The 16,872-nt window shown below is 71.8% G+C and carries 15 protein-coding genes; 8 read left to right on the top strand and 7 right to left on the bottom strand.

Annotated features, from left to right (window positions below; all coding sequences use genetic code 11):
* Positions 1–76 precede the first annotated feature (76 nt).
* Together ACWDLG_RS16190 and ACWDLG_RS16185 are read left to right on the top strand one after the other, a co-directional pair.
* Positions 77–319, top strand: a complete 243-nt coding sequence (locus ACWDLG_RS16190) for an HGxxPAAW family protein (protein WP_449920468.1) — start codon at positions 77–79, stop codon at positions 317–319.
* A 510-nt stretch (positions 320–829) separates the two neighbouring features.
* Positions 830–2,035: a winged helix-turn-helix domain-containing protein gene (locus tag ACWDLG_RS16185; RefSeq protein WP_449920467.1), complete on the top strand. Its 1,206-nt coding sequence runs from the start codon at positions 830–832 to the stop codon at positions 2,033–2,035.
* 127 nt (positions 2,036–2,162) lie between these two features.
* On the opposite strand, the gene ACWDLG_RS16180 is transcribed toward ACWDLG_RS16185, so the two are convergent.
* The 6 genes from ACWDLG_RS16180 to mtrA form a co-directional block, all read right to left on the bottom strand.
* Positions 2,163–2,831: a response regulator transcription factor gene (locus ACWDLG_RS16180; RefSeq protein ID WP_354911159.1), complete on the bottom strand. Its 669-nt coding sequence runs from the start codon at positions 2,829–2,831 to the stop codon at positions 2,163–2,165.
* A gap of 186 nt (positions 2,832–3,017) precedes the next feature.
* Positions 3,018–3,677: a ribosome hibernation-promoting factor, HPF/YfiA family gene (hpf, locus tag ACWDLG_RS16175; protein WP_354911157.1), complete on the bottom strand. Its 660-nt coding sequence runs from the start codon at positions 3,675–3,677 to the stop codon at positions 3,018–3,020.
* A 451-nt stretch (positions 3,678–4,128) separates the two neighbouring features.
* Positions 4,129–4,932, bottom strand: a complete 804-nt coding sequence (locus tag ACWDLG_RS16170; protein WP_449920463.1) for a ComF family protein — start codon at positions 4,930–4,932, stop codon at positions 4,129–4,131.
* A gap of 130 nt (positions 4,933–5,062) precedes the next feature.
* Positions 5,063–6,820: an LpqB family beta-propeller domain-containing protein gene (locus ACWDLG_RS16165; protein WP_449920461.1), complete on the bottom strand. Its 1,758-nt coding sequence runs from the start codon at positions 6,818–6,820 to the stop codon at positions 5,063–5,065.
* Positions 6,810–8,534 (bottom strand): MtrAB system histidine kinase MtrB, encoded by a 1,725-nt coding sequence (mtrB, locus tag ACWDLG_RS16160; RefSeq protein WP_449920458.1) that lies wholly within the window; start codon positions 8,532–8,534, stop codon positions 6,810–6,812. The genes ACWDLG_RS16165 and mtrB overlap by 11 nt, the downstream gene beginning before the upstream one ends.
* A gap of 14 nt (positions 8,535–8,548) precedes the next feature.
* Positions 8,549–9,226: an MtrAB system response regulator MtrA gene (gene mtrA / locus ACWDLG_RS16155; protein ID WP_043620615.1), complete on the bottom strand. Its 678-nt coding sequence runs from the start codon at positions 9,224–9,226 to the stop codon at positions 8,549–8,551.
* Between the two features lie 215 nt (positions 9,227–9,441).
* Between mtrA and ACWDLG_RS16150 the strand changes: the two genes are divergently transcribed.
* From ACWDLG_RS16150 to ACWDLG_RS16130, 5 genes are read left to right on the top strand one after another with little or no spacing between them, the layout of a single operon-like run.
* Positions 9,442–10,635 (top strand): glycerophosphoryl diester phosphodiesterase membrane domain-containing protein, encoded by a 1,194-nt coding sequence (locus ACWDLG_RS16150; protein ID WP_449920455.1) that lies wholly within the window; start codon positions 9,442–9,444, stop codon positions 10,633–10,635.
* On the top strand, positions 10,632–11,237 hold the full coding sequence (locus tag ACWDLG_RS16145; RefSeq protein WP_449920454.1) for a DUF4129 domain-containing protein: 606 nt from the start codon (positions 10,632–10,634) through the stop codon (positions 11,235–11,237). Before ACWDLG_RS16150 ends, ACWDLG_RS16145 begins: the two co-directional genes overlap by 4 nt.
* Positions 11,234–12,358, top strand: coding sequence for a DUF4350 domain-containing protein (locus ACWDLG_RS16140; RefSeq protein ID WP_449920452.1), 1,125 nt, complete (start codon positions 11,234–11,236; stop codon positions 12,356–12,358). Before ACWDLG_RS16145 ends, ACWDLG_RS16140 begins: the two co-directional genes overlap by 4 nt.
* Positions 12,348–13,328 carry an AAA family ATPase gene (locus ACWDLG_RS16135; RefSeq protein WP_354911139.1) on the top strand — a complete coding sequence of 327 codons (981 nt, stop codon included), beginning with the start codon at positions 12,348–12,350 and terminating at the stop codon, positions 13,326–13,328. The genes ACWDLG_RS16140 and ACWDLG_RS16135 overlap by 11 nt, the downstream gene beginning before the upstream one ends.
* A complete protein-coding gene (locus tag ACWDLG_RS16130) occupies positions 13,328–14,626 on the top strand; it encodes a DUF58 domain-containing protein (protein ID WP_449920449.1) in 1,299 nt (432 codons plus the stop codon). The genes ACWDLG_RS16135 and ACWDLG_RS16130 overlap by 1 nt, the downstream gene beginning before the upstream one ends.
* Before the next feature lie 123 nt (positions 14,627–14,749).
* Here the strand turns inward: ACWDLG_RS16130 and ACWDLG_RS16125 are convergent, their stop codons facing one another.
* Positions 14,750–15,742, bottom strand: a complete 993-nt coding sequence (locus tag ACWDLG_RS16125; RefSeq protein ID WP_449920447.1) for a stage II sporulation protein M — start codon at positions 15,740–15,742, stop codon at positions 14,750–14,752.
* 28 nt (positions 15,743–15,770) lie between these two features.
* On the opposite strand from ACWDLG_RS16125, the gene ACWDLG_RS16120 reads away from it, so the two are divergent.
* Positions 15,771–16,766 carry an RDD family protein gene (locus tag ACWDLG_RS16120; protein WP_449920446.1) on the top strand — a complete coding sequence of 332 codons (996 nt, stop codon included), beginning with the start codon at positions 15,771–15,773 and terminating at the stop codon, positions 16,764–16,766.
* The last annotated feature ends 106 nt before the right edge of the window (positions 16,767–16,872 follow it).

The following is a 16,872-nucleotide window of genomic DNA, read 5'->3' as shown; positions in this document are numbered from 1 at the left end:
AGAGCGTATGCCGATCTGGTTTGATCTCGCACCATTGACATGGCTCGGCGGGAAACATCTTCAGGAGGGATAGGCCATGGCAGATGGTCACAACCTTGGCAACCACGCCGGACGGGCGTCCTCGTGGCTGGCGGTCAGCATCATGCTGGCCGGGTTCACCGTGGGCGGTGTCGGCCTGACGACAGCCAACTGGATGATCGTCTGGGTCGGTGTCGGGATCTTCGTGCTCGGCGGGGTCCTCGCCCTTGTCTTCGACATCTTCTCCGACGTCGTCATCGACGCGCCCCGTGTCGGCATGCGCGCCGAGGACCATCGCTGACGAACTCCGCCGACGGCGGGCGGCAGGGGATCCAGACCCCGCCGCCCGCCGTCGCCGTTCCAGGACCGGACCCGGGCGTCGCCCCCGGCGTCCGCCCGACGCCGATGCCGACGCCGGTGCCGGTGCCGGTGCCGGTGCCGGTGCCGGTGCCGGCCGACCGTTGTGCGGCGGGTGGTCACCCCGCGCGGACACCTCCCGACCGGCGTTTCCCTGACCGGCAGACGTGCATCCCCGGCCGGTGGACGTGCTCGCTGACCGGCAGACGTGCCCCCTGACCGGTGGACGTGCCCGCTGACCGGTGGACGTGCTCGCTGACCGGTGGACGTGCCCTCTGACCGGTGGACGTGCCCCTGACCGGTGGAGGCCGGGGCGGTCCATGTCGAGGCGCCGGTCGTGGTGGCGATCCGTGGCGCGACGGGTGAACGGCGCCGCGGTCCCCCGGGCGCGGTTTTCTGTCGGTGCCCGCCGTTACGATCGCGGCATGCTGTGCCGTACCCCCGGATCCACGACATGACCGAGCTGAGCGCCGACGACGCGCGCCGCCTGATCCTGCGCGCCCAGGGTTTCCTGGGCGCCGAGGGAAGGCGCGGCGGCGTGCAGGGGATGCTGCGCAGGCTGGGCGCCGTCCAGCTCGACACGGTCTCCGTCCTGGCCCGCTCCCACGAACTGGTCGCCTACGGCAGGCTGGGCGCCGTCGGCAGGACCACCGTCGAGCGCGCCTACTGGCACAACCCCGCCCGCAGCTTCGAGTACTGGTGCCACGCCGCCTGCATCCTGCCGATCGAGCACTGGCCGCTGTACGGCTTCCGCCGCCGCGCCTACCGCGCGCGCCGGCAGCGCTGGCACGAGGTGCCCGCCGACTACGAGAAGGTCCTTCACCAGGTGCGCGACAGCGGCCCGGTCACCACCTCCGACATCGGCGGCGCCAAGAAGAGCGCCGAATGGTGGGACTGGTCCGACTCGAAGATCGCGCTCGAGTGGCTGCTCGACATCGGCGAGCTCGTCTGCACCAGGCGCGTCGGCTGGCGCAGGGTCTACGACCTGGCCGAGCGTGCCGTCCCCGCCGACCTGCTCGGGCAGGAGCTCACCGACGAGGAGTGCGTCGTACGGCTGGCCGCCGTCGCCGGCGCCTCCCTCGGCGTGGCCACGCGCGCCGACCTGATCGACTTCCTCAGGTTGAGGGGCTCCTACGCCGCGCTGCTCGACCAGGCTCTGGCCGGCGGCGCGGCCGGGCTGGTGCCGGTCAAGGTGGCCGGCTGGGCGCCGAACGGGCAGGCCGCCGACGCGTGGGCGAGCCCCGAGGCGCTCGCGTCGGAGCCGCGCGGGCGGCACCGCACCACGCTCGTCTCGCCGTTCGACTCGCTGATCTGGCACCGGGGCCGCACGTCGCGGGTGTTCGGCTTCGACTACACCCTGGAGCTCTACGTCCCCAAGGCGAAGCGGGTCCACGGGTACTTCACGATGCCGGTGCTGTCGGGCGGCAAGCTGATCGCGCGGGTCGATCCGGCGCGCGAGGGGCAGACGTTCGTGGCCAGGCACGTGTCGTTCGAGTCGCCGAGGGTGCGGCCGGGCGACCTGGCGGGGGTGCGGGAGGCGCTCTGGTCGGCGGCGAGCTGGGTGGGGTGCACCGACGTACGGGTGGAGCGGGTCACCTCCGAGGCGCACGCCAAGCCGCTGCTCGACGCATTCCCTCTCGCCCTGCCCAACCTCCGCTGACGCGCCGGGCGGCCCGCTGACGGCAGACCCAGACGAAGCCGGGCGGCCCGCTGACGGCAGCCCCGGACGAAGCGGGGCGCCCCGGAAAGGGGCGCCCCGTTTGGTCACGCAGGGTGAGGGCGGAGCCTCAGGTGATCTCCAGCATGCGTTCGCGGACGGCGTAGACCACCGCCTCCATCCGGGAGTGCAGCTGTAGCTTGTCCAGGATGTTGCGCACGTGGTTCTTCACCGTGTTCTCGGAGATGAACAGCTGCTTGGCGATCTCGCGGTTGTTCATCCCCTTGGCCACCAGCCGCAGCACCTCCATCTCCCGGTCGGTCAACCGGGGTACGGGCAGCTGCGGCGGCCGCTCGGCCTCCTTGCGGCTCATGTTGGCGAACTCGGTGATGAGCTTGGCCGCCATGGCGGGGTTGATGAGCGACTGCCCCTCGTACACCCCGCGCACCGCGTCGGGCACCTCGTCGATCTGGACGTCCTTGAGCAGGTAGCCGGTCGCCCCCGCCTTGATGGCCTCGAAGAGGTCCTCCTCCTCGTCGCTGACCGTCAGCATGATGATCCGCGTGCTGGGCACCGACGCCTTGATGCCGCGGGTCGCCTCGATGCCGCCTTGGCGGGGCATCCTGACGTCCATCAACACCACGTCGGGCAGAAGACGATCGGCGAGTTCGACCGCCTCCTGACCGTCGCTGGCCTCGCCGACCACCTCGATGTCGTCCTCGGCGGCCAAAGCCAGCGCGAGGCTGCGCCTGATCAGCTCGTGATCGTCAACGATCATCACGCGGATCGGGTCGCTCATGCGGCCTCCTCAGCGGACCGCATCTGCCTGATGGCTCGCTCGCTCACGTGGCCGAGGCGCGCCGCCCCGGCTCGCTCGCTGCGCTCGCTCACGTCTCCTCCTCGTGGGGGGCCAGAGCCGTTGAACCGCCATGATGCCAGGCTTTTGCGGTCCTGGGGTGGTCGAGAGGATCTTCGTTGGCGTTGTTCAGGGCTCGACGAGCCGCAACACGCCGTAGTTGTAGCCGCGCCGGCTGTAGACGACGCTCGCCTGGCCGCTCTCCTTGTCGCGGAACAGATAGAAGTCGTGCCCGACCAGTTCCATCTCGAGGAGGGCCTGGTCGATGGTCATGGGTTCGGCTTTGTGGAACTTCTCCCGGACGACACATGGCCCGTCGCCGTCCATCTCGATGGGGACGATGTCGTCATAGGCCTTGTCGTCGGGCAGGAACTCCTCTTCGGACTCCGCCGGGGCGGGGGCGGGTATGGCCTCCGGCGTCGCTTCGTACACATCGGCGAGTGCGGCTGTCAGCTCCGCCACGGAAGGGGTCGCGTGGTTGCCGTGATGCACCTTGCGCCGGTCGGCGATGCGCCGCAGGCGACCTTCCAGCTTGTCGAGAGCGAGGTCGAGGGCGGCGAATCGGTCGTCGGCCGAGGCCTCGGCGCGGACCGCCGGTCCGCGGGAGTGAATGGTCAGCTCGACACGCTCGCGCTGGTCGGCGAGGCGGGGGTTGCGCTCCTTCGACACCTCCACATCCACTCGGATGAGCTTGTTGTCCAGACGTTCGATCCTGGCCAGCTTGGTCGTCACATGGTCTCGGAACCGGTCACTCACTCCTGTGTGCCGTCCCTTGACGATGATGTCCATGCAACAGCCCCCCTTCGTCTAACGACTGAGACAGAGCGCCCGGCGACGTGCATGCCAGGCGTGGTCTAGTTTCACCGTTACCCTCTTTCGACACGTCGTCACCAATGGCTCCAGTGGCACCCGTTCGGCCGACCTGGTCTTCGACCCCACATCCGCCTGCTGAGGGGTTCGCGGCTCCGTGCCACTACTGCCCTTCTCTTCTTGGCGAGGGACATCTGGACCCTCGGGAAGGCAGGACTTACCTCTAAGCCGCACCGTGATCAGTCGACAAAAAGTCGCTTTACGTGGACCGTTTCGCCTGCGGCTGGCATCGGCTAGCAGAGCCGGGACCCCCGGCTCTGCGCAACCACGGACCCGAACGGGTGCCATGTCAGAACGCTATCCGCATCAGGACCGAATGTCAGCCTGAGGATCGCCCAAAAGATCACTTTCCGTGATTTTCTTCGGCTCCTCAAGGGGTAGAAGATGCCCCCTTTGACGGTTGAACACACCTTTCGACCTGCCTCTCCAGACGGATGAGCTGCGCAGAAGGAAGGGACATGTGGCGAACCGGGGAGCCCACGGCTTTGGCATTCTCTTTACCCTCCGTGAGGAAATCCGGTGGACCGTGTCGGCGTGTCGCGGCGACGGTCACCGCGGCGGCCACCTCCGCTCCCGTCGCACGTACCGCTCTGGCCGCCTCCGCGAGCGTCGCCCCCGTGGTGACGACGTCGTCCACGATGACCATGGACGCGCCTGAGTGGTCGCTCAGGCGGCCTTTACCCACGGGGTCGGCTCGCAGGGAGGAGGCGAGGTTGGCGGCCCGCTGCGCGGCGCTCAGGCCCGCCTGATCGGCGACCCTCCTGCCGTGCCGGAGGTCGGTGCGGAGAGTGACCTCCCGCCCGAGCCCGCTCAGCTGCCGTACGGCGAGCGCGGCCAGACGGCGGACCGGGTCGTGCCCCCTGGCCCGTACGGCACGCCCGGCGCTCGGCACGGGCACGACGGCCAGGGCGCCCTCGGGGACGGCCGTGGCCAGGGTGAAGGCGAGGGCGTGGGCCAGCGGGACGGCCAGCGCCGTACGGCCGCGCTCCTTGTAATGGAGGATCGCCTGGCGGGCCGCGCCCTCGTAGAGGGTCGCCGACCAGCAGGCGGGCAGGCCGGCGGGGGCGGGACGGGGCGCGCGGAGGGCGGGGGCGACGACCAGGCAGGCGTCGCACAGCAGGCTGCCGCGCCTGTCGCAGCCGACGCAGCGGGTGGGCAGGAGGAGGTCCAGCACGGGGTCCAGCATGGAGACCGGCACCGACAGAATCCCGGCGCGGGCGGCCGGGCCTCCGGGGTGGAAGGTCGAGGCCGGCACCGGCAGAACCGCCGGTCAGGGCGGATGCCGGCGGCTCCGGAGGAGCGCGTCAGTCCAGGGGGAAGGTCGGTGACTGCGTGCCGGCCTGGACCTTGGTGTCCACCCACTTGTCCTGGACCAGCTCCAGCACCTTGCCGCCGTCCTCGCCGTCGGTGCCGGCGACCAGCCGCTCGTTCAGGGCCGAGATGGACGTGATCCGCTTGTCCGCCGCCAGCTGCCGCAGCTGCCCGTTGCTGATGTCGATCTCCGTCGGCGTGCTGCCCGAGCTGCTCCCCACCAGCGCGATCAGGTGCTCGGAGTCACTCCACGCCAGGTCCTTGATCTCCTCGGTCTCCCCGGTGGTCAGCAACGTCTGGAAGTGGTCGAGCCGGTCGCCCGCGATCACACCCACCATGACCGACAGCGCGCCGCCGTCGGAGACGACGGCCGCCACGCGGGTGCCGTCCCGCGCCACCTTGAACGCGGTGACCCGCTTGCCGTTGAGCTCGGGCGCGGCGACGCGCGTCACCGGCTGCTCGTGGTTGGAGCTGTCGTGGCGCAGCACGTAGGAGGTGTGGTCGTCGATCCTGTCGACCGTCCACAGCGTGCCGTTCCAGTTCCAGCTCGGCGGCGTCAGGTCGGTGCCCTTGATCGCCTCCTGCCACTGGCTCTCCGGCGAGAGCCGGTTGGTCCAGATGCTGCGCCCGTCGCTCTTCAGCGCGGCCACGTACTCGGTCGGGTCTCCCTTGGCGAGGGGGCCTGGCGCGATCGCGGGCTCCTTGTACTCCTCGCCGAGCTGGCCGACGGGTCCGGGGACGGCCAGGCCCGCGCCCTTGGCGCCGAGCCACATCAGCTGGCCGTTCTGGACGAAGTAGACCTTGCTCTCCGGCGGGCGCGGCCAGCCGTCGTTGTCCTTGGGCCCGATGACCAGCGGGGTGGAGTCGTAGAAGGTGTCGCCGTTGAGCCGCACCTCGATGCTGCGGCCCTTGGTCACCTCGCGCAGGCTCCACTGCAGCTGCTTCATCAGCGCCTCGGCCGGTGGCGGGTCCTGCTTGAACCGCCCTTCGAGGTAGACCACGACCGACTCCTCGCCGGGCGTGATCCGGTCGAGGCTGATGCCCTCGAACGCGGTGGACACGGCGCCTTCGAGCGACTCGCTCGGCCCTTCGAGCAGCCTGTCGACGATCGTCTCCGCCAGCGACCTGGTGGGGTTGATCGGCAGCCAGACGTGGTCGACGACGGGCAGCGCACCCGGGTCGTCCAGCGAGCCGGACCCGCCGAGGAAGTAGATGTCGGCCGGCTCGTAGGCCCTGCGCACGTCGGCGGCGGTGAGCAGCATCAGCCCGTTCCTCAGCCTGGCGACCCGGTAGCCGTCCGGGGTCTTGGCCACCATGAACTGCAGGGTCAGCTTCTCCCGCTTGGGCTCGTACCAGCCGTCGTCGTGGATGACGGCGATCTGGGTGGCCTCGAGCTGCACGATGTCGTCGCCCACCGGCTGGTAGGTGGGGTTGTCCTCGACGACGAGGACCGAACCGTCCGGCTTCCAGGCGCGCTTGGCCTCGGGCGTGAGGTACTCGCGCAGGATCTTCTGCTCGACGTCGTCGAAGCTGGCCATGGAGGCCTGCAGCCCCTTGACGGTCCTGACGGCGTCCCACTCCTTCTGGGGCGGTGTGGCGACCATGCGCTGGAACGGCTTGCTCAGCGAGTCGGCCGCGTCGGCGGGGGTGACCTGCTCGGGCGGGCCGCCCACCGAGATCACCGAGCAGGCGGAGCCGCCGCACATCACGCTCGCCGCCATCACGGAGGCCAGGATCCTCCTACTCCGCATGGAAGACCCCCTCCCCCACCACCGGTGAGAGGACCGGCGTGATGTGCCCGCGCCACGTCCGCCGCATCTCCACCTCCGGCGGCACGAGCGAGAGCGGCGAGCCCTTCAGCTCGGCCCCCGCCGTGCGCGGCAGGGTGAGCCTGAACTGCGAGCCCTCCCCGGGCGAGCCCCACGCCTGCAGCCAGCCTCCGTGCAGCATGGCGTCCTCGCGCGAGATGGCCAGCCCGAGCCCGGTGCCGCCGATGGTGCGCGCCCGCGACGGGTCGGCCCGCCAGAAGCGGTCGAAGACCATCTGCTCCTCGCCCGGCTTGAGGCCCACGCCGTGATCCCGTACGGCCACGGCCGCCGAGTCGCGGTCGGCGCCCACCGTGACGACGATCTCGCGCCCCTCGCCGTGCTCGATCGCGTTGAACAGCAGGTTGCGCAGGATCCGCTCGACCCTGCGGCTGTCGATCTCGACCATGCAGGGCTCGCTGGGCAGCCGCAGCTCGAAGCGGGTGCCGTGCCGTTCGGCCAGCGCCTCGGAGTCGGCCACGGCGCGCAGCACCACGTCGCGCACATCGGTGGAGTCGAGGTCGAGCGTGGCCGCTCCCGCGTCGTAGCGGCTGATCTCCAGCAGGTCGGCCAGCATCGACTCGAACCGCTCGAGCTGCGCCTGCATGAGCTCGGCCGAGCGCGCGGCCATCGGCTCGAAGTCCTCACGGGCGTCGTAGAGCAGGTCGGCGGCCATGCGCACGGTCGTCAGCGGGGTGCGCAGCTCGTGCGAGACGTCGGAGACGAACTGCCGCTGCACCTGCGACAGCTCCTCCAGTTGATGGATCTTGAGCGCCAGGTTGGCGGCCATCTCGTTGAAGGAGGTGGCCAGGCGGGCCAGGTCGTCCTCGCCGCGTACCTTGAGCCGCTCGTCGAGGCGCCCGGAGGCGAGGCGTTCGGCGGCCTGGCGGGCCAGCCGTACGGGGGTCACCACCTGGCGGGTGACCAGGGAGGCGATGGCGCCGAGCAGCAGCACCAGGCCGATGCCCACGACCACGACCACCTGTCTGACGATGGAGAGCAGCGACTCCTCGTCGGTGAGCGGGAAGAAGTGGTAGATCTCGTAGCCGTCGTCGATGAAGGCGCCCACGACCAGGGTGAGCTGCGGTTCGGTGCTGGGGGCGAACTTGAGCCGGTAGACGCCCTGCAGGGGGTCGTTGAGCACGCCCTTGTCGCGCTTGAGGAGGAGCCGGTTGCGCAGGTCCTCGGGGACGTCGGTGGGCAGGACGCTGCCGGTGGCGCGCGACTGCCCCGGTTCGGTCGGGTTGAGCACGAGCAGCTGGTAGCGCTTGCGCCAGCCGTTCTCGCCGGTGCCGATGATGCTGTTGACGGCCGCGTCGAGCGGGCCCTCGGCGACCGCCGGGCGCTCGCCCTGTTTGGGCGGTTCGATGGGCTCGGCGTCGAGGGCCGCCGCGATGGCCACCCGGTCGGCGGTGGCCTCGTTGGCCGCCGACAGCTTGCGGCCGTTGAGCACCGAGGTGTTGATCTCCTGGACCAGGAAGACGCCGAGCACCGCCACCACGGTCACCGAGATCACCAGCGTGCTGGTGATGACCTGGAGCTGCAGCGACCGCCGCCAGGTGCGCCGGACAGCGCTTGCCGCACGCCGAGCCCGCCGCCGGACGCCACCCAGAATCTGGCGAAGCGTCCTGCGACGGATCCTGGTCTTCGACGGAGGCATGAGCGGAGGGGAGGTCAGGCAGGACCGGCTTTGTAGCCCACGCCGCGGACCGTCACCACGATCTCGGGGTGCTCGGGGTCCTTCTCGATCTTGGCGCGGAGGCGCTGGACGTGCACGTTGACCAGGCGGGTGTCGGCGGCGTGCCGGTAGCCCCACACCTGCTCGAGCAGCACCTCGCGGGTGAAGACCTGGCGCGGCTTGCGGGCCAGCGCGACGAGCAGGTCGAACTCCAGCGGGGTGAGGTTGATGGTCTCCTCGCCGCGCTTGACGGAGTGGCCCGCCACGTCGATGGTGATGTCGCCGATCTGCAGGATCTCGGGCGTCGGCTCGTCGGTACGGCGAAGGCGCGCGCGCACCCTCGCCACGAGCTCCTTGGGCTTGAACGGCTTGACGATGTAGTCGTCGGCACCGGACTCCAGACCGAGCACGACGTCGATCGTGTCGCTCTTGGCGGTGAGCATGACGATCGGAACCCCCGACTCAGCCCTGATCCTGCGCGCCACGTCGATGCCGTCCGCCCCCGGCAGCATCAGGTCGAGCAGGACCAGATCCGGGCGCGTATCCCGGAACGCGTCGAGGGCCTTGTCGCCGTCGGAGACGAAGGACGGTTCGAAGCCTTCGCCCCGCAGGACGATGCCGAGCATCTCGGCGAGAGCGGCGTCGTCGTCGACAACCAGCACGCGACCTTTCATGGCCCCTCATTCGTTCTACGCATTGTGGGACATACCCGCACGGTTGCTGAAGGTTACCCTTGCCAGGCTCATGGCATAACCATCAGACCATTGAAAGCCGAATTTTAGACTTCCTGGTAACCCCCGTAATCTCAGTCTGCAAGACCAGGGTGGGTTTCGGCCATCCCCGAAGACCGACTACACCAACGAGCCGCCCATCATGCCAGGATTGGTGTATGTCAGACGGTCACGAGACGCCGCCCGGCTGGTCGGCTGAGCAGCCCCCGCCCTACCAGGCGCCCGGATCCCCCTACAGCGGCCCGGCCCCGTCCGCCTGGCAGCAGCCGGCTTCCCCGCCGCCGCCCCCGCCTCACGCCAACCCAGGCTACGGTCACCCACCCCCAGGGTACGGCTACGCGCCGCCGCCCGCGCTCCGTCCCGGGATCATCCCGCTGCGACCGCTGCGCCTCGGCGACATCTACGACGGCACGATCAAGCTGATCAGGTCGAACCCGAAGGCGGTGCTCGGCCTGTCGGCGATCGTGGCGGCGGTGGCCTCCGTCCCCGTCTCGATCGGGCAGGCGCTGGCGTTCCGCTCGCTGGGCAGCGTGCTGACCGACCCGGCCGCCGCCGACGCCGCCACGCTGGAGGGCGGCGGCTTCCTGTCGCAGACGCTCCCCACGATCATCTCCGCGGTGGTGAGCCTCGTCGCGGTCACGATCCTGACCGGCGTGCTCACCAGGATCCTCGGCCGGGCCGTCTTCGGCGGGAAGATCACCGCCGGCGAGGCGTGGCGGCTGGTCGCGCCGCGGGTGCCCGCGCTGTTCGGGGTGACGTTCCTGATCATGGGCATCGCGCTGCTGCCGGCCGTCCCGATCGCCCTGATCGTCGTCGCGCTGGCGGCGGCGGGGTCGCCGGGCGCGGCGGCCGGGCTCGCCCTGCTGTCCCTGCTCTTCTACATCTGCTACGCGCTGGCCGTCAACGCGCGCTTCGCCTTCGCGGCGCCCGCCGTCGTGCTCGAAGGGCTCGGCCCCGTGCAGGCGTTGCGCCGCTCGTGGCGGCTGGTGAGCGGCGACTTCTGGCGGGTGCTGGGCATCCTCCTCCTCACGATGCTCCTCGCCTACCTGGTCAGCATGGTCATCAGCTTCCCGTTCGGGCTGATCGCGGGCGTCGTCGCGCTGATGGGCGGCGGCTCCACGGGCGCGACCATCCTGGTAGCCGCGGTGTTCGCCATCGGCAGCACGCTCGGCGCGATGATCACCTACCCGCTGCAGGCGGGCGTGGCCGGCCTGCTCTACACCGACAGGCGGATGCGCAGCGAGGCCTTCGACCTGGTCCTGCAGACCGCCGCGCTCGAGCAGCAGCGCCAGGGTTGGGTGCACGCCTCGGCCGACGACCTCTGGCATCCGTCGAACGCGCGCAGGCCGTGACCCCTCCTGGACGAGAGGAGGCCCAGCGCAGGGCCGCCGAGGAGCTGGCCAGGCCCGAGTACGCCCACGAGCCGCTCCCCGACCGGCTCTGGCGCATGCTCCAGCAGTTCCTCGGCGACCTGACCGACTTCAAGACCGGCGACAACCCCGTCGGGGCCGTCCTCGCGGCGGTGCTGCTCGTCCTGGTCGTCGTGGTGGCCGTCGCGGCCATGGTGTGGCTGTCGCGCCGGTCGGCGCGCACCCGCGCCGCCGCGCCAGGCGACCTGTTCGGCGGCAGGGCGATGACCGCCGCCGAGCACCGGCTGGCCGCCGAACGGCTGGCCGGGGAAGGCCGCTGGGCCGAGGCCGTCCAGGAGCGCCTGCGGGCGATCGCCCGCGATCTGCAGGACCGCGCGCTGGTCGACAACCTTCCTGGGCGCACCGCCGACGAGCTGGCCGCCGAGGCGGGCCGGTCGCTGCCTGCCTTCGCCGGCGAGCTCGCCGCCGCCGCGCGCGCCTTCGACGACGTCGCCTACGGCGGCGTGCCCGGCACTCCTGAGGCCTACGCGATGCTGCGCGAGCTGGACGAACGGCTGCGCGCGGCGAGGCCGGTGGCACCGTGAGCGTTCCTGTCTCTCCCACCGCCGCCGGGCTGTGGCGGCGCTCCAGGGCGGCCGTGCTCGTCGGGCTGCTCGTCGTCGTGACGGCCGTCGTGGGCGCGTTGATCGCCGGCGGCGAGAAACCCGGGCACTACCTCGACCCGGCCGACACCTCGCTGGGCGGCGCGAAGGCGCTGGCACGGCTGCTCGCCGCGCAGGGCGTGCGCGTGGACAGGGTCGACTCGGTGGCGGTCGCCGAGTCGCTGGGCCGCGAGGGCGAGCGGGTGCTGTTGGTCGCGGCGCCGTGGAGCGGCGGCTTCGACGAGGCCGAGCGGCTGGCCGCGATCCCGGGCGACCGGGTGGTGGTGGGCGAGCAGCCGTACTTCGACGTGCTCGCGCCCGACATCGTGGCCGAGGAGAAGGTGCGGCTGCGCTCGCGGGAGCCCGGCTGCGACCTGCCCGCCGCCCACGTCGCGGGCAGCGCCTTCCTGGGCGGCCGGACGTTCGAGGCGGGCGGCACCTCCTGCTACGACGGATCGCTCATGGTCGCGGGTACGGTCACCGCGGTCGGCAGCGGCGAGTTCATGACCAACCAGCGCCTGGCCGAGGACGGCAACGCGGCGCTGGCGCTGCACCTGCTGGGCACGCGGAAGGCGGTGACGTGGCTGGTGCCCGCGCCGGTTCCGCCGGGCGGCGAGCCGGTGGCGGGACCCGGCGGCAGGACCATCGAGGAGCTGCTGCCCGACAGCGTCCCGTGGGCGGTGCTGATGGCGGCCGTCGCGGTCCTGCTGACCGCGTTCTGGCAGGCCCGGCGCCTGGGCCCGGTGGTGGCCGAGCGGCTGCCCGTGGTCGTCAGGGCGGCCGAGACCGTGGAGGGCAGGGGACGCCTCTACAACGCCCGCAGGGCCAGGCTCCAAGCCGCCGAGGCGCTGCGCGGCGGCGCCCTCGACCGGCTCGTCCCCCGGCTCGGGCTCGGCTCGGGCGCGGGCGCCAACGAGGTCGTCGCGGCGCTCGCCGTACGGACGGGGCAGGACCCCGGCAGGCTCGCGGCGGTTCTGTACGGCCCGCCGCCGGCCGGCGACGCCGAACTTGTGGCCCTGGCTGGATACTTGGACGAGATCGAGAGGCAGGTACGTGAACACTGAGGAGACCACCCGCGTGGCGGGGCGCGGCGACGTCGCGCGCGAGGCGCTCGGAGCGCTGCGCGCCGAGGTGGCCAAGGCCGTCGTCGGCCAGGACGCGGTGGTGACGGGGCTGGTCATCGCGCTGCTGTGCAGGGGCCACGTGCTGCTGGAGGGCGTGCCGGGCGTCGCCAAGACGCTGATGGTGCGCACGCTCGCGGCGGCCATGTCGCTCGACTTCAAGCGCGTGCAGTTCACGCCCGACCTGATGCCGGGCGACGTGACCGGCTCGCTGATCTACGACGCGAAGACGGCCGAGTTCGAGTTCCGCGAGGGCCCGGTCTTCACCAACCTGCTGCTCGCCGACGAGATCAACCGCACACCGCCCAAGACGCAGGCCTCGCTGCTGGAGGCGATGGAGGAGCGGCAGGTCAGCGTCGAGGGCGACGCGCGGCCGCTGCCCGACCCGTTCGTGGTGTGCGCGACGCAGAACCCCGTGGAGTACGAGGGCACCTACCAGCTGCCCGAGGCGCAGCTCGACAGGTTCCTGCTGAAGCTGACCGTGCCGCTGCCGCCGCGCGATCAGGAGATCGCGGTGCTCGAACGGCACGCGCGCGGCTTCGACCCTCGCGACCTGACCCAGGTCAAGCCGGTCGCCTCCGCCGACGACCTGGCCGCCGGACGCGACGCGGTCGCCGCCGTGCACGTGGCGCCCGAAGTGCTCGGCTACATCGTCGACCTGGCCAGGGCCACCAGGCAGTCGCCGTCGCTCCAGCTCGGCGTCTCGCCGCGCGGCGCGACCGCGCTGCTGGCGGCCTCGCGGGCGTGGGCGTGGCTGTCCGGCCGTACCTATGTGACACCTGACGACGTGAAGGCGTTGGCCAGGCCCGCGCTGCGGCACCGGATCCAGCTGCGGCCCGAGGCGGAGCTCGAGGGCGCGACCCCCGACGGCCTGCTCGACGGCATCCTGGCCGCCGTGCCGGTTCCCCGCTGATGGCGCTGACAGGACGTGTGGGGCTCGTCGCGGCGCTCTGCGTCGTGGTGGTCCTGCTCGCGCCCGGCCCCGGCTACGCGGTGGCCGCCTGCTGCCTGCTGCTGGCCGCGGCCGTCGTGGTGGACCTGCTGTTCGCCGGATCGGTGCGGGCGCTCAGGTTCACCCGCTCGGGCGACACGACGGTACGGCTCGGCCAGACGGCCACCGTCTCGCTCGTCGTGGAGAACCCGGGGCCGCGCCGGGTGCGTGGCGTCCTGCGCGACGCCTGGCCGCCCTCGGCCGGGCTCGCGACCCGATCTGTGCCGCTCGACGTGCCCGCGGGCGAGAGGCGGCGGATCGACCTGGCGCTGACGCCCACGCGCCGCGGCGACCGCTCGTCCGTCGCGGTGACCGTGCGCGCGCTCGGCCCGCTCGGGCTGGGCGCCCGTCAGGGCGACCACAGCGCGCCGTGGACCCTCAGGGTGCTGCCGCCGTTCCTGTCACGCAAGCACCTGCCCTCACGGCTGGCGCGCTTGAGAGAGCTCGAAGGCAGCCATCCCGCGCTGGTCAGAGGGCAGGGCACGGAGTTCGACTCGCTGCGGGAGTACGTGGTCGGCGACGACGTGCGCTCCATCGACTGGCGGGCCACCGCCCGCCGCAACGACGTGGTGGTGCGCACCTGGCGGCCCGAGCGCGACCGGCGCGTGCTGATCGTGCTCGACACCGGGCGCACCTCCGCGGGCCGCCTCGACGCCGGTTGGCCCCGCCTCGACTGGTCGATGGACGCGGCCCTGCTGCTGTCCGCCCTGGCCGCCAAGGCGGGCGACCAGGTCGACTTCCTCGCCTACGACAGGGCCGTGCGCGCGTGGGTGGCCGGCGCCTCCCGCACCGAGCTGCTGTCGGCGCTGGTGAACGTCATGGCGCCGATCGAGGCCTCGCTGGTGGAGTCCGACGCGCCGGGGATGGTCGCCGCGATCCTGGCCAGGGCCAGGCGGCGCGCCCTGGTGGTCGTGCTCACCGACCTCAACGCCGCCGCGCTGGAGGAGGGCCTGATGCCGGTGCTGCCGCAGCTGTCGGCCAGGCACCTGGTGCTGGTCGCGGCCGTCTCCGACCCGCGCGTCGCCGAGATGGCCGCCGGCAGGGGTACGGCCGAGCTGGTCTACGACGCGGCGGCGGCCTCCCGCGCCGTCGCCGAGCGCAGGCGCATCACGGCCCGGCTCAGGGGCCATGGCGTGGAGGTCGTGGACGCCCTGCCGGAGGACTTCGCGCCCGCCCTCGCCGACGCCTACCTGGCGCTGAAGGCGGCCGGACGCCTCTAACCGCGCCGCGTGACCTGCAGGGGCGGCCGGACTGCTCTTAGCGGCGCCGCATGACCCGCAGGGGCGGCCGGACGGCTCCGGCCAGGCCGGACGGACCGCTGGGCGGGGGCGGCTTTTCGCGCGTCAGGCCGTGGGGACGACGTCCGGCGCCCGCTCCAGGTCGCCCGTCTCGCCGGCCCGCTCGGCCTTCCGCCCGAACCAGCCGATGTAGGCGAGGAAGGCCACCAGCGCCAGTACCCCGATGCCCACCCGGGCCCACGTCGGCAGGCCCGAAGGAGTGACCAGCGCCTCGATCAGCCCCGACACGAACAGCACCACCACCAGCCCGACCGCCACGCTGACCACCGCCCTGCCCTGCTCGGCCAGCACGTCGATCCGGCGGCGCGCGCCCGGCGCGACGACCGTCCAGCCGAGCCGCATGCCGACGGCCGCGGCCAGGAACACCGCCGTCAGCTCGAGCAGACCGTGAGGAAGGATGAGGCCGAAGAAGACGTCGAGCTTGCCCCGCGAGGCCATGAGCCCGCCGGAGATCGCCACGTTGGCTGCGTTCTGGAACAGGATCCACGGGATGGGCAGGCCGAGAAAGATGGCGTACACGATGACCTGCATGGACACCCACGCGTTGTTGATCCACACCCGGCTGGCGAACGACGCGGCGGGATTCTCCGAGTAGTAGTCGGAGAAGTCGTGCTCGACGAGCTGCTTGATCTCCTCAGGCGTGCCGATCGCGGCCTGCACCTCGGGGTTGCCCGCCACCCACGCGCCCATGATCCACGAGAGGGCCAGGAAGGCCAGCGCCGTGATCGCCCACCACCATCTGGCGCGGTAGGCCACCACGGGGAACGACACGGTGAAGAACCGCACGAACTCCCGCCACACGGGCACGTGCGCACCCGTCACCGCCGAGCGGGCCCTGGCCACGAGCGCCGACAGCCGTCCGACGAGCATCGCGTCCTGGGCGTCCGAGCGCACGATCGACAGGTGGGTGGACACCCGCTGGTAGAGCTCGACCAGTTCGTCCACTTCCGCGCCGGTCAGCGACCTGCGTCGCCGTACCAGATGCTCCAGGCGATCCCAGGCCGGGCGATGCGCGGCGACGAAGGCGTCAATGTCCACCGGGACATTCTGGCACTAGGCTCCCCTTATGTCCGAGGTGGTAACCGGCGACGCGGTCGTCGTGGAGGTGCGGGTAGCGCAGCCGCCCATCAGGGCCGTGGCGCTCGCGATCGACATGATCGTGCAGATCGTGCTTCTGGTCGGGGCCGTGACACTGGTCTTCTCCGCCTCCGTCGTGTCCGACCCCGCCCTCGCCGCCGCGGTGTCGATCCTGATCAGCGTCCTGGTGATGGTCGGCTACCCGGTCGTCTTCGAGACGGCGACGCGGGGGCGCAGCCTCGGCAAGCTCGCGCTCGGCCTGCGGGTGGTCAGCGACGACGGCGGGCCCGAGCGGTTCCGGCAGGCGCTGTTCAGGGGGCTGGCCGGGGTGCTGGAGTTCTGGACGTTCTTCGGCGCGCCCGCGCTCATCGCCTCCCTGGTCTCGCAGCGGGGCAAGCGGCTCGGCGACGCGTTCGCCGGCACGATCGTGATCTCCGAGCGCGGGCCGAGCGGGACGTCGCAGCCGGTTCTCATGCCGCCCGAGCTGAGGGGATGGGCGCAGACGCTGGAGCTGTCCCAGCTGCCGGACGAGGTGGCGGGGGCGGCCCGGCAGTACCTCTTGCGGTGGCATGACCTGTCGCCCGCCGTCCAGCACGAGATGGGGGTGCGGATCGCCACCCAGGTCGCGGCCTACGTGACGCCCCCGCCGCCGCCCGGGGTGCCACCGCACGCTTACCTGAGCGCGGTGCTGGCCGAACGCCGTCGGCGGGACCATGCGCGCCTGGGTTATCCACAGGGCGCTCCTCATGCCGCCGGTCGTCCACAGGCTGCGCCGCGACCGCCGTCCATGCCGTACGGCGGGCCGTACGCTGCTCCGCATGCCCCGGCCGCACCACCACCCCCCTCGCAGCCCTGGTCCGCCCCCGGCTCCGCGCAGCCCGCGCCCGGCCGATCCGGTCCCACGGGCGCTCCGCCGTCGGGTCCCGCGCCGGACACGACCACCCCGCCCGGCCCCACCCCGGGCGGCTTCGCCCCACCCCAGTAACCGGGCCCTGCCTTCGTCGAGTGTCGCCAGGTGCGGGCGCCTCCCGGCATCCCGGGAGTGCCGTCGGACGCGCGGCTTTGCTTGTCGGGCGCGCGCCTCGCCGACA

Source organism: Nonomuraea sp. NPDC003727, assembly GCF_053586935.1.
Note: the sequence above shows the minus strand (reverse complement) of the source record. Positions and strands in the feature narration are given on the sequence as shown.